This window comes from Rickettsia lanei, assembly GCF_056242675.1.
Map to the genome: position 1 here is coordinate 103,675 of NZ_CP172233.1, position 12,500 is coordinate 116,174.

Consider the following 12,500-nt stretch of genomic DNA (forward strand, 5'->3'; position numbering starts at 1 on the left):
CCGAAGTAAAATAAAGAATAGTATACGAAGATCAACTTCAAAAAGAGTAAAGAGTTCACAAGTCGAGGAGCGGCGCGTATACTTAATACGTAAGTACCGCAGATCTTGTAGAACGACGTAGCCAATTTTTGAAGTTCATCGAGTATACGCACTGTGGATAGCAACTATTCCGCCACTTAGATTTTTATAACCGACCTCCTCAAAACCGGCGTCTTTAATCATTATTCTAAACTCGTCTTGTGAGGGGAATAAATCTATACTTTCAACCAAATATTCATATGCCTCTTTATTACCCGCTATCATTTGACCAATACTCGGTATAATATTAAATGAGTAGAATTTATAGAAATCTTTTATGTACCCTTCCTTTACTTTTGAAAACTCAAGACATATAAACTTACCCATTGGCTTTAAAACCCTACATGCTTCCTTTAAAGCCTTATTTATATCAGGTACGTTTCTAATACCGAATGCTATAGTATAATAATCAAAACTATCATCCGGAAACGGTAGTTCTTCAGCACTTGCTACAGTAAATTTAAGCTTTTGAAATAAATTCAGATCTATTGCTTTTTTCTTAGCTTGCTTTAACATTTCTTCATTAATATCACTTAAAGTTAAAGAGATATTATTAACTCTATCCCTTGCTTTTTTAGCAAGTTTTAAAGCAATATCACCGCTACCGCTAGCAACATCTAATATATGAGAGTTAAGATTTGGAATTTGCCTAATAAATTCATCTTTCCATAAGCGATGTAATCCCAAACTCATTAAGTCATTCATTAAATCATACTTATCAGCGACATTAGAAAAAACGTTATTTACTAAACCTTGTTTTTTAGTGTAGTCTACTTTTTTAAAGCCAAAATTTGTTTGGTTCATAGTTTTTTATTATAAATATTAGTATCAAATGCCGGAACTTCCTGAAGTAGAAACTCTTAAAAACTCTCTAAAAGATAAGCTAATCGGGCTTATTATAGAAAATGTAGAGTTAAAAAGAGATAATTTACGTTATAAGCTATCCCCGCTTTTAGCTACAGAAATCTTAAATACTAATATACTGGATGTTAGGCGTCGTGCAAAATACTTAATTATAGATTTTAATAATGATTATTCTTTAATAGTTCATCTAGGCATGAGCGGCAGATTTACTCTGCAATCTGCTAATTATAAAACTCAAAAACACGATCATGTGATTTTTGATTTAAGTAACGGCGAAAAGTTAATTTTCAACGATACTAGACGATTCGGTATGATTTATAGTTTTAAGACTGATCTCTTAGAAAAAGAATTTTTTAATGATTTAGGCATAGAGCCTTTTTCTGATTTATTGACGTTAGAATATCTAAAAGATAAGCTACAAACTAAAAAAATACCAATAAAAAACTTGATTATGGATAATAGAGTTATAGTCGGAGTCGGTAATATCTATGCTTCCGAAAGTCTGCATTTAGCTAGAATTCATCCGGATAAATCAGGTAACGATTTAAGGGATGATGAAATAGAAAATTTAATTAAAGCGATTAGAGATGTGTTAACTAAAGCTATAACTGCCGGCGGTACTACTCTTAAAGATTTTGTAAACGGCGATAACAAACCTGGTTATTTTACTAAGCAACTTAAGGTTTACGGTAGAGAGGGACAAAGTTGTTTAAGCTGCTCTAGCACTATTATCAAGATAAAGCATTCAGGCAGAAGTACTTTTTATTGTAAAACTTGCCAATACTAGTTAATGCACTTGACATATTTTTTAAAACTATTTATAAAGCGCTGTATTATTTAATTCAATTAATAGTTGTATATGGAAGTAGACTCCTTACATAACCTATCTTATAAAGAGGAATTTGAAGGAGACATGAAACGCAGCACCGCAGCGTACAAAAAGGTAAGTGAGGATGCAAGTATTGGATCGACGTATATCGCAGATACTTCAGAAGTTGGGAGTCAAATAAGTGGTGAGCCTGTACAGCGTATAAAAATACCTGAGCACAGACAAATCCTGCAATTTAACGTACCAAATCTTGAAATATCAAAGGTATACAAATTACCTTTAGCAGGAGGTTATGCAAGGAGTCTAATAAAACCGGTGATTATGGCAGGAGGTAACGGAAAAAAATATTGAGTGATCTAACTTTACTTCAGCAAACATGAAACCGAAATAAATTTTTAGGACAACCTACTATTATTACTTTCAAAAAATATGAATCAATCACCAAAGAACAAGCAGCAGAAATAGATGTAGAAATAGCATTAATTACCGAGCCTTTACAAAAAAATACTGCCGTTTGTGCCATGATTACGACATTATCGGCTACAGCACTAGGATTTGATATTGTAGTGTTACTACCTTCAAACCATCATATAGCAGATTATATAAATTATCTTAATACTATAAATAAAGCTTTACATTATGTTAATGAATGCGGCATTTGCACTATATTCCTATAAATGTTATAAGTACCAAGTATGGCTATATAAACACAGGATTATCAATTGCAGACAATGTGTATCTAGTTGATCATTTAATTGAACAACCTGTATTAGAGCAAGCAAACATTTTCAAAGTAATGAATATTTTTGGAATTCAGGAATTTGTGTATACGATGTTAACTTCTTCTTAAACTTAGCAATGAACCTTCAACCTGATTTATTCTGTATTGCAGAAAAAGCATTTAATACTGCCGTAAAAAATGAGAATAGTTTGGCCCTAGACAATGAGGCTTATAATGAAATCGCAGCAATTTCTATAGACAATACCATAATGGAATATATTTCGGGAATGGTCATGATAAAAGCCGATTTTGCTTGGAACGATCTTGGTACTTGGCATTCCTTATTACAGGTAAAACACCGGAATATAAACGATAATTATTGCGAGGGAAATGTAGTAACAAGCAATACTACAAACTCTTTCATTAGTTCTAATAATAAATTAAGGTCTTGACAATTTCATAATTATCGATACTATGAAAACGGTCTTTTGGTTGCCGATAAATCAAAAATGAATGATCTAGAGAAAGCTAAAATCCTATTTACTGCTCTTTTTAACGGAAAATCTGATTCATCACCGAATTATGAAATATATGAAAAAGCTTTTCTAAATAATATTTTATCTTCTGAAGAAATAAAATTAGAAACTATGAAGGGAAATAACGAAGCTTGTTATATTCTTGCTAAAACTTACGAAATAATTAATCGTAACACCCCCAAGATGAATATAACTCTATGTTATTAACATGGATTGGAAGTAAATTAGGAAATACAGAATGTACACAGTTTGTTTATTCATATCCTAAAAATATACAAACTTTGAATCTACTGTTAACAATTTTATTCAAGACTATATAGGACAGCTTAATATCACTTTTGATAATGCTATATTATCAGCTGCTTACTCCGATACTTTAAATACTTCAATGTTAGGAGACTCAAATTATCATAATATGTATAACCTTGGTTGAACACCGCTAATATTCAAGGCTATTGACATAGCGTTATTGCTTATATATCCTATTTTTATGAGTTTAAACCTCATCATTCAAATATAGCTAATCTTATAAACTTCAAAAATCTGTAAGTTATAGGAACAACTGAGTAATAAAGCGGTTCATTTTAGTTGAGTTACAACATGGCAAATACTACAGAAGAACAAACAATAATATCTGAAGTCAAAAATGATGCAGACATAGATGAAGAAGAGACAAGGTTAAAAGCAGAAGATTCACGAAAGCAACTTAAAGCAATACTAATAACATTTGGTATTATTTTGACCGGTTTTTTAACTTTTACTTATTTCTTTTTTAATTACATCGAAGAAAAAGCGGAAGAATACAGACAACAGCAACAACAAGAAATTCAAAAGACTAATAAGAGTTGAATATTAGATTACCACCCTTCTCCTTTAATTATGATCTTGTTGTATGGCTGCGCTATAACTCCAGCAAGGTATTGTTGCGTGGATACCACCCCATCATTGCGAGCGACTGAAAGAAGCGTGGCAATCCAGAAAAAATAACAAAAAAATGCTGTAAATCAGCATTTTTTACTGAATTGCTACGTCAATTACTTACGTAATTTCCTTGCAATGACGGAAAAAACAATCCACGTAGGCAATGCCCGCTCGTAATGACTATTTTTATGCTGCTTTAAGTTTAGATTGCTTGAAATTAGTTTTATCAAAATCATAGATAAAATCTTTGATCATAGGCACTATAAACTGTTTAAATTTACTTCCGCTAAATACCCCGTAATGCCCTGCCCCTTTTTGTCAATGGTATCTTTGCATTGATTCAGGTATATTTGAACAAAGTTTTAAAGCACCTTTTGTTTTGCCCTACCGCTGCAATATCATCCAATTCCCCTTCAATACCGAATAAAGCACATTTAGTAATATGTTTTAAATCGATCGGACGCTTCTCAGAAACTAATTTACCTGTTGCTAACGAAAATTGTTAGAATACTTCATCTATAGTTTGTAAGTAACACTCTGCCGGCATATCCATACCTGCTAAATACTCATCATAAAATTTAATAGTATGATCGGCTTTTTTATAGTCAGAATTTAATAAACTTTGCCATAATTCTAAATGTGAATCTATATGACGAAATAAGTTTAAACCCATAAAGACTGCAAGTTGGAGGAAACCGGGATATACTTTTCTACCATGTCCGGGATAGTTTGGCGGCACCTGCATTGTAACCATTTGGCAGAACCATTCTAAACTTTTACTTTGAGCGAATTCATTAACTGCCGTGGGATTTTTTCTAGCATCTATAGGGCCGCCCATCAAAATCATCGAACTTGGCACATTTGGACTATTACTCTCCGACATTAAGCTAATGGCGGCAAGCAATGGAACAGTAGGTTGGCAAACTGCCATAGTATGAACATTCGGTCCTATAAAATTGATAAACTCCATTACGTAATCAATATAATCATCCATATCAAAATGCCCTGCTTCAAGCGGCACATAACTGGCTTCCGTCCAATCTGTAATATAAATACCGGTATACAGTAATAATTCTTGTACTGTTGTTCTAAGTAAAGTAGCGTGATGTCCCGCCATGGTCATGGGTGCTACTATTAATAATTGAGGTAATTCTTTTTTAAAACCTATTTCCTGAAAATGCCTTAGTTCACAAAAAGACTTGTTTAGTATCACTTTTTCATTAATGTTATAGGTTTTATCATCAATAATTGTTTCAAGGATTATTAAATTCGGGTTTTTCATATTGTCTAGTCATGCGTTCACAAAGGGTTAAATAAGCATGCATAATTCTTGCAAAACCGTTATCTCATGTTAATATGCTTCTTTTAGAATTTTTATACCTAAATGCATTGGAGCAATTTGTGCTCTAAGCCCCTCTAACATATAATATGTATAATTAGTACTTAAATCACAGTTAATCATAATTAATTCACAAATTTAAAAATAATGAATATAAATTTAGTTTAACACTAAAAATTCTCAGTACATTCATTTGAGGACTCACTGCTTAAATGTTTATAAATGCATGATAATAATGGCCTATATATAAATATGTTTATTTTTTCTTCTTATTTTGCTTAGGAATTTTATTTACGTGATCATTAATATTAAACCAAGTACTATCATTTACTTTCTGTTTTTTATAGACTGTATCAATATTATTTATATAATTTTCAAAATCTTTATGCTCTTCTGCTAACCTATTAGCCATATTCCAATCTATTTCTGGTCTTTCTCTAGCAGGAATTGATATGTTACTATCTTCAGGATTTTCTATATCTACTAAAATAAATCCTATACCATGCCTAGTATCATTTTATCTACTTGCAATTAAATCAGCAGCAACTACATAACCATAATGTGCACATGAGGAATTTGATAAAGCCTGAAAAAACGATTCTCGTAAATTACTACGATTGATAATTTTTTTTTGCTTCAAAAGACCAAAGCCTTGCTTGTTTTCATGCATAATATTTAGCACAATCTTTAATTAGTAAACTCCACTTTTCATTAAGAACTTCCATACTTACCCAATCTGGGGTAACCATTTATTATTACCTTTAGTGCCTTGTTTATTTGAAGAAAAATTATGCTTAATAGGCATATTATGAATCTTCAATTTGTTTTGAAGATATAATGCCAGTGCATCACATACTTGCACTGCGGTTATTTTATCTTCTTTATTTGCATTTATTTTAGGTTCTGTGGCTTGTTCATTATTGACATAGTAATCAGGGTTTTGCGAATAATAAAACTTTAGCTTAGGTTTTAGCTCTATTCTAATATTAGGTTCTTGTCTTCGTTCAGCAGAAAGCTTACTACGGCTAATTTCACCTGCATCAATTCCTATAATCTCCTTATCTTTTTCTTCTTGAGTCTTGCTTCGTCAATGCGATTTTCTACAAACCATTCAGCTATACAATAAGAGGTAAATTTCTGATCTTCATGTGCTTTTAAAAAACCAATGATGGTATTTTTGCGATTAAATTCCATATCACATATACTAATAATTGAAATACTATAAAATATACATGTTATTTTAAAAATTGCAACTTTAAATTATCAAACTTGCTGTTTTTATAAAGTATTATTTATATATTTTTCAAATTTAGAAAATAATGTTTTGAAGTTATGAGTAGTAACATTTGCTACTTCTTGTGATGTTATATTTTTGAGCTCGGCAACTTTTTCAGCGACATACTTAACAAATGCCGGTTCGTTTTGTTTGCCTCGCATAGGCGTAGGAGCTAAGTAAGGAGTGTCGGTTTCTATTAATAACCTATCAAGCGGTATATATTTGACTATTTCTTGTAAATCAGTAGCATTCTTGAAAGTTATAATCCCTGACATTGAAATATATAAACCGATATCTAGCATTTTTGCCGCTAGATTTTTTGAAGAGGTAAAGCAATGTATTAAACCTGGAAATGTGCTGTTACGCATTTCTGAGGTTAAAATGTCAATAGTATCTTCGTCTGCTTCTCTTGTATGCACAATAACAGGCAGGCGTGTACTAGACGCCGCATGTATATGTGCTACAAACAAATCTTTTTGTAATTTTTGATCGTAAGGCTGATGATAATAATCAAGCCCCGTTTCACCGATTCCGATAATTTTCGGATGCTGGGTTAGCATAATAATTACCTCAGCATCTGAGTTCGGGAAGACGTAGTCTTGACGTAGCAATCTTGTCCACGCTTCCTGAGATTGCCACAGCACTTGCAGTGCTTCGCAATGACTAATAAAAGAATTCACTTCACACGGATGCACCCCAACACTCGCAAAAACATTTGCATATTTTTCAGCTATCTCTAAAATAATAGGTAAATCTTCAATTTTAGTGCAGATAGTTTGCATATACTGCACATTATTTTCTAATGCTCTTTGAATGACAGAATCTAAAAGCACTACGTCATACCATGGGTTGACTACGGTATCTAGAACACAACTAATATTAGTTGTTTTAATCCCCTCACTAGCTCCCGCGATCGCGTCGCGGGATGAAACGTTACTACGTAAATTAAGATGACAATGTGAATCTATTAACATATAATACTCTTAGTAGGTGTGTCATACTGCGGTCTCGCCACGGTATGACACACTATTCAAATTTTGGAAATATTATGGTAGGTTCTAAAATATTGCTACCCGCTGTTAAAGTATAATCACGTATTAAATGCTTAAATAGACGTTCTTCTTTATTTACCCCTAACTGATCAAGCATTTTATTTGCTGAACTCGGTATAAAAGGCAGAAGCATTATCGCAATATAGCGTAAAACTTCTAGTAAAGCATATAACACTTCTAACGTTTTATCTGGATCGGTTTTTTTCAACTTCCAGGGTGCTTCGCTATCAATATAGATATTTGCCTCTTCGGCCAAATTAATAATATTTTCAAGAATTTTATTAATCTCTGTTTTGTCCATCAATAAAATATTCTGCTCGACAAATTTACTTGCGGTTTTTAAAATCGGTAGCTCATATATTTTATCTATAACACCTTGCGTAAGCAAAGGCACTTTGGCGTCATTATTCTTATAAACAAAAGATGTAGTACGCTGTAATAAATTACCTATTTTGTTTGACAACTCGCTATTAATACGGGTAATTAAATTACTACGAGCAAAATTGCCGTCCGCACCAAAAGTTACTTCACGCATCAGAAAATACCTAACTTGATCAACACCGAATTCATCAATTAACTTAATCGGATCAATGGTATTACCAAGAGATTTAGAGATTTTCTGCCCATCATTCGTCCACCAGCCATGAGCCATAATTGTTTTCGGCAGCGGAACTTCTGCAGCCATTAAGAAAGCAGGCCAATAGACGGCATGAAAACGCAAGATATCTTTACCGACTACATGTAAATCAGCCGGCCAAAACTTACCGTAATTACTTTGTTTGTCAAGATAACCGAGTGCTGAAATATAATTAACCAGTGCATCAAGCCAAACATAAATTACATGTTTTTCATTATTTGGCACTTTTATTCCCCAGTTAAAAGTAGTACGCGATACCGATAAATCTTTTAAACCCGATTTAACAAAGCTAATGACTTCGTTACGCCTTGATATAGGTCTGATAAAATCAGGGTTTGCTTCATAAAACTCCAGCAATTTATCCTGCCACTTTGAAAGATTAAAGAAATAGCTAGGCTCTTTAACCCATTCAACTGGAGCACCCGTCGGTGCTAAACCGTCCCTCGTAAGTTCCGACTCATCAAAAAAAGCCTCATCTCGCACTGCATACCACCCTTCATAAAAACCTTCATAAATAGTGCCGTTATCTAGTAATTTCTGCCAAAAAACAGCTACAGCTTCTTTATGTCTGTGTTCCGTTGTTCTGATAAAATCATCATTAGAAATATGCATAGCAGTCATCAGATGACGAAAACTCTCGGATGTTTGATCGGTAAATTTTTGTGGGTCAATATTTTTATTAATAGCTGCTTTTTCTACTTTCTGCCCATGTTCGTCAGTACCTGTTAAAAACATTACATCGAAACCTCGAAGTCGCATGAAACGAGCGATTACGTCACTTGCAACGCTAGTATAAGCATGACCGATATGGGGAATATCATTAACGTAATATATAGGGGTAGTAATGTAGTAAGTATTGTTCATAAATGCTTTTTTATTAACTCATGTACTTCAAGTGGACTTAAATCTGAAGCTTTAATTGTTTTTATTCTCTCAGGAAATCTATTACTTAATTCTTTAAAACAAGAATAGATTTTTTTATAAAAATCTATACCTCTTATGTCAAATTTATTGTTCATATTTCGTGAATTGACTCTCTTAATAGCAGTATCCGGCTCTACGTCAATAAAAAACGTAATATCCGGCATAAGAGAAGGCATTAAAGTTTTGTGCAGATTATAAACTAAATCTATGCCGTTTTCTAGCTCTAATCCTTGATAACATACAGTTGAGTCAATAAACCTATCACATATTACAATATGTCCCTCTTGTAGAGCTGGTATAATTTTCCGTACCATATGATCATAACGTGCTGCCATAGCTTGTAATAGCTCGGACATGGGTAGTAATTCTTCATGTACTAGAATTTCACGCATTTTTTCGGCTACAATAGTACCACCGACTTCACGAGTTAAAATAACGGGAGTATTTTGAGATTGTAAATATTCATAGAGCATTTGAGATTGAGTAGATTTGCCTATCCCTTCCCCTCCCTCAAATGTAATAAACTTTCCTTGTTTCAAATTATTCATTCATTACAATTACTTTAAGCTATAACTTTATAATCATATCTCTTAAAAAAATATTTACAAGGAAGATTACATACTTATATACTCCTACAAAACGAAGCGCTGTTATACGAAGATCAACTTGGAAAAGAGTAATCGTTCTGTAAGCCGAGGAGCAGAGCGTATATTAAACGTTCAGCATCCTAGGACTTACAAAGACATTGTCACCAATGTTCCAAATTCATCGAGTATAATCCATTATAAATTTTAAATTATTAATATATGAATAATGCATTAAGTAAAAGGGATTTTTCGATCCTAATCGGTAATGCGATGGATCATTTCGATACTGCACTTTATGGGTTTCTTGCTCCGCTACTTGCTGGTATTTTTTTTCCGAATCATGATAAAGTCGTTGCTTTAATACTTACCTATAGTGTTCTTGCTACGTCTTTATTTACACGTCCCATAGGCTCCTATTTTTTTGGCGTAATTGCTAAAAAATACGGCAGTGTTTTTGCTTTATCTTACTCTTTAATCGGCGTTGCTTTAACAACTAGCCTAATCGGTTTAATACCTTCACATGCTCAAATAGGCTGGCTTGCACCGCTATTATTAGTGTTGCTTAGAACGTTGCAAGGAATATATTCCGAGGGTGAATGTGCCATTGCCAAATTATTTATTTTAGAGAATAAAGAAGAAAAAAAAGCGTTTAAAGCTTCTTACCTTTATCAAACATCTACTATGGTCGGTATTATTCTTGCTTCATTTATCAGTACTATAGTTTTAAATGTAGAGTATAATACATATTGGCGTTTATGTTTCATATTTGGCGGACTTACAGCACTGGTAGGTTATTTCTTAAGAAAGCGCGAGGATATTGTAGTCAAGCCCTCATTTTCATCCCGCGGCTTGACCACGGGATCCAATAAAAAAGATAAAATTACTTTACGTAATTTTTGGATACTGTGGTCAAGCCACGGGATGACACCTGGGTCCTCTCCTCGCAATGACGTAGTATCATCACTATTACAAGACTTAACTACAATTTGGAACTGTAAACTAAGTATCTTACGCATTAGTTTTGCCACAGGTTTCTCATATATGACTTATATAGTACCTTTCGTCTTTTTGAATAGTTTTATTCCGCTTATCACTGATATATCACTCGAAATAATGATGAAATTTAATACTGAGTTTCTGATTTTTGATATGATTATGATTCCGATAATAGGGCATCTAACAAAAAAGCTACATTACCTTAAAATACTAAACGGCACTCTTATTTTAATGAGTTTAAGCATAATTCCTTTATGGCTCTGCTTGAATAATGCATCTATATGGTATGTTAATTTTGTACGTATTTGGATTATAATACTCGGTGTCGGGTTCTTGGTACCTTTGAACTGCTGGCTAAATGATTTATTTAAAACTGCCGATAAATATATGTTAGTCGGTATTGGCAGTAGTATAGGTGCTTCATTAATCGGACGTCTTACTCCGTCAATCTGCCTAATGCTATGGTATGTAACCGGCAACTCTTTATCAATTGCGGTTTATATAACCGCAATATCGATTATCACTTTATGGGCTGTTAGAGGAGTTGTTGCACGGGTCAATGTCATTCCTGCGAAAGCAGGAATCCAGTAAAACATATAAAAATTAAATTCTTATATGTTTTTTACTAGAAATGTAATACTTACAGCAATATTAATGTTATTTTTATGGATTCCTGCTTTCGCAGGAATGACATCAAGAACATTATCTCATCCCTAACAAGACTGTTATTAGGAAAAGAATTTAATAAAACACCATACTCAAAACTAATCCGATATAATGATTAGCTCTGAATCTTGTCATACAATTGGCAGGATTTTCAATATCAAGAGTTGCTACTTGTAATATCAGTAAAATTAAAGCAGCTAAAATAGGTAAATAGTCGATATTATGGTTAGCCATTTTTGTTGCTAGAATAAATAACAATATAAAACCTATATAACATATATAAAGCCAAAGCTTAGAATGCTTGTTCTCTAAATATATACTTAACGATTTCACTCCTATTTTCTTATCATCTTTTATATCCATATATCCGTAAATCGTATCATAACCGATGGCCCAAAAACAACATGCTAAATACATAATAATCGCTGCTATATCAAGTGTATCCTGAACTGCCGCATAAGCTATTAAGGCCCCTAGCTTAAATGTAAATCCCAAAAAGATTTGCGGGAAATAAGTAATACGTTTCATTAACGGGTATAGGCTAATCATTATTACCGCAAAAAAACCTATATATATAGCTGTTTTGTTTAAAAGTAGCAAAATACAAAGTGAGATAATGCTAAGAATAAAGAGTATCAAAATAGCATAAGAAACAGATAAAGCCTTGCTAGCTAAAGGTCGCTCTTTAGTCCTTGCGACATGCTTATCAAATTTTCTATCAAATATATCGTTAATAATACACCCGCTACTTCTAGCTGTTATACTACCTAAAATAAATAACGGTAATAAATGTATTAACTCCGTTCTTGAGGGGTTTGCAAGCAGTAACCCAAATAAAGCAGGAAAAAAAACCAGCAAATAAGCTACCAGCTTATCTGCACGCATTAATTTTAAGGTAAGCAAAAGTTTGTCTAGAATTAGCATATTAAACTTTAAATTTAAATAAATATTTATAGATAATTTAAGATAAAATACGCCACGAAATAAAGCTACTAGATTTTTATGGCTAAAAAATTAAAACATGATTCATGAGTAAAAATAATAATGAACGACCCAGTAGCAGCACAAGAATTT

The 12,500-nt window shown here is 32.8% G+C and carries 12 protein-coding genes and 2 pseudogenes; 6 read left to right on the forward strand and 8 right to left on the reverse strand.

Annotated features, from left to right (window positions below):
- Nucleotides 1-135 precede the first annotated feature (135 nt).
- Complete coding sequence (ubiE, locus tag ACHBLB_RS00695; protein ID WP_475841899.1) at nt 136-882, reverse strand: bifunctional demethylmenaquinone methyltransferase/2-methoxy-6-polyprenyl-1,4-benzoquinol methylase UbiE; 747 nt, start codon at nt 880-882, stop codon at nt 136-138.
- Nucleotides 883-910: 28 nt separating this feature from the next.
- On the opposite strand from ubiE, the gene mutM reads away from it, so the two are divergent.
- The 5 genes and pseudogenes from mutM to ACHBLB_RS00720 all read left to right on the forward strand — a co-directional run bounded on the left by mutM (nt 911) and on the right by ACHBLB_RS00720 (nt 3,877).
- Nucleotides 911-1,729 carry a bifunctional DNA-formamidopyrimidine glycosylase/DNA-(apurinic or apyrimidinic site) lyase gene (mutM, locus tag ACHBLB_RS00700; RefSeq protein WP_475841901.1) on the forward strand — a complete coding sequence of 273 codons (819 nt, stop codon included), beginning with the start codon at nt 911-913 and terminating at the stop codon, nt 1,727-1,729.
- 72 nt (nt 1,730-1,801) lie between these two features.
- Nucleotides 1,802-2,448: pseudogene (locus ACHBLB_RS00705) on the forward strand (palindromic element RPE1 domain-containing protein).
- 181 nt (nt 2,449-2,629) lie between these two features.
- Complete coding sequence (locus tag ACHBLB_RS00710; RefSeq protein WP_475841903.1) at nt 2,630-2,944, forward strand: mannose-1-phosphate guanylyltransferase; 315 nt, start codon at nt 2,630-2,632, stop codon at nt 2,942-2,944.
- 57 nt (nt 2,945-3,001) lie between these two features.
- Complete coding sequence (locus tag ACHBLB_RS00715; RefSeq protein ID WP_014273711.1) at nt 3,002-3,235, forward strand: hypothetical protein; 234 nt, start codon at nt 3,002-3,004, stop codon at nt 3,233-3,235.
- A 393-nt stretch (nt 3,236-3,628) separates the two neighbouring features.
- Entirely contained in the window at nt 3,629-3,877 is a 249-nt protein-coding gene (locus ACHBLB_RS00720) for an RP671a family tick cell line-upregulated protein (protein ID WP_475841905.1), read from the forward strand.
- Between the two features lie 258 nt (nt 3,878-4,135).
- Here ACHBLB_RS00720 and phaZ read toward each other — a convergent pair.
- The 6 genes and pseudogenes from phaZ to tmk form a co-directional block, all read right to left on the reverse strand.
- Nucleotides 4,136-5,411: pseudogene (gene phaZ, locus ACHBLB_RS00725) on the reverse strand (polyhydroxyalkanoate depolymerase).
- A gap of 133 nt (nt 5,412-5,544) precedes the next feature.
- On the reverse strand, nt 5,545-5,700 hold the full coding sequence (locus ACHBLB_RS00730; protein WP_475841907.1) for a hypothetical protein: 156 nt from the start codon (nt 5,698-5,700) through the stop codon (nt 5,545-5,547).
- A gap of 105 nt (nt 5,701-5,805) precedes the next feature.
- A complete protein-coding gene (locus tag ACHBLB_RS00735) occupies nt 5,806-5,958 on the reverse strand; it encodes a hypothetical protein (protein WP_475841909.1) in 153 nt (50 codons plus the stop codon).
- 608 nt (nt 5,959-6,566) lie between these two features.
- Nucleotides 6,567-7,538, reverse strand: a complete 972-nt coding sequence (locus ACHBLB_RS00740) for a TatD family hydrolase (RefSeq protein ID WP_475841911.1) — start codon at nt 7,536-7,538, stop codon at nt 6,567-6,569.
- A gap of 52 nt (nt 7,539-7,590) precedes the next feature.
- Complete coding sequence (metG, locus tag ACHBLB_RS00745) at nt 7,591-9,117, reverse strand: methionine--tRNA ligase (protein ID WP_475841913.1); 1,527 nt, start codon at nt 9,115-9,117, stop codon at nt 7,591-7,593.
- Nucleotides 9,114-9,725, reverse strand: a complete 612-nt coding sequence (tmk, locus tag ACHBLB_RS00750) for a dTMP kinase (protein ID WP_475841915.1) — start codon at nt 9,723-9,725, stop codon at nt 9,114-9,116. Before tmk ends, metG begins: the two co-directional genes overlap by 4 nt.
- Nucleotides 9,726-9,983: 258 nt before the next feature.
- Between tmk and ACHBLB_RS00755 the strand changes: the two genes are divergently transcribed.
- The gene (locus tag ACHBLB_RS00755; protein ID WP_475841917.1) at nt 9,984-11,351 is read left to right on the forward strand and encodes an MFS transporter; all 1,368 of its coding nucleotides are present in this window, start codon (nt 9,984-9,986) and stop codon (nt 11,349-11,351) included.
- Between the two features lie 150 nt (nt 11,352-11,501).
- Here the strand turns inward: ACHBLB_RS00755 and ubiA are convergent, their stop codons facing one another.
- The gene (gene ubiA, locus ACHBLB_RS00760) at nt 11,502-12,350 is read right to left on the reverse strand and encodes a 4-hydroxybenzoate octaprenyltransferase (protein ID WP_475841919.1); all 849 of its coding nucleotides are present in this window, start codon (nt 12,348-12,350) and stop codon (nt 11,502-11,504) included.
- Nucleotides 12,351-12,500 lie beyond the last annotated feature (150 nt).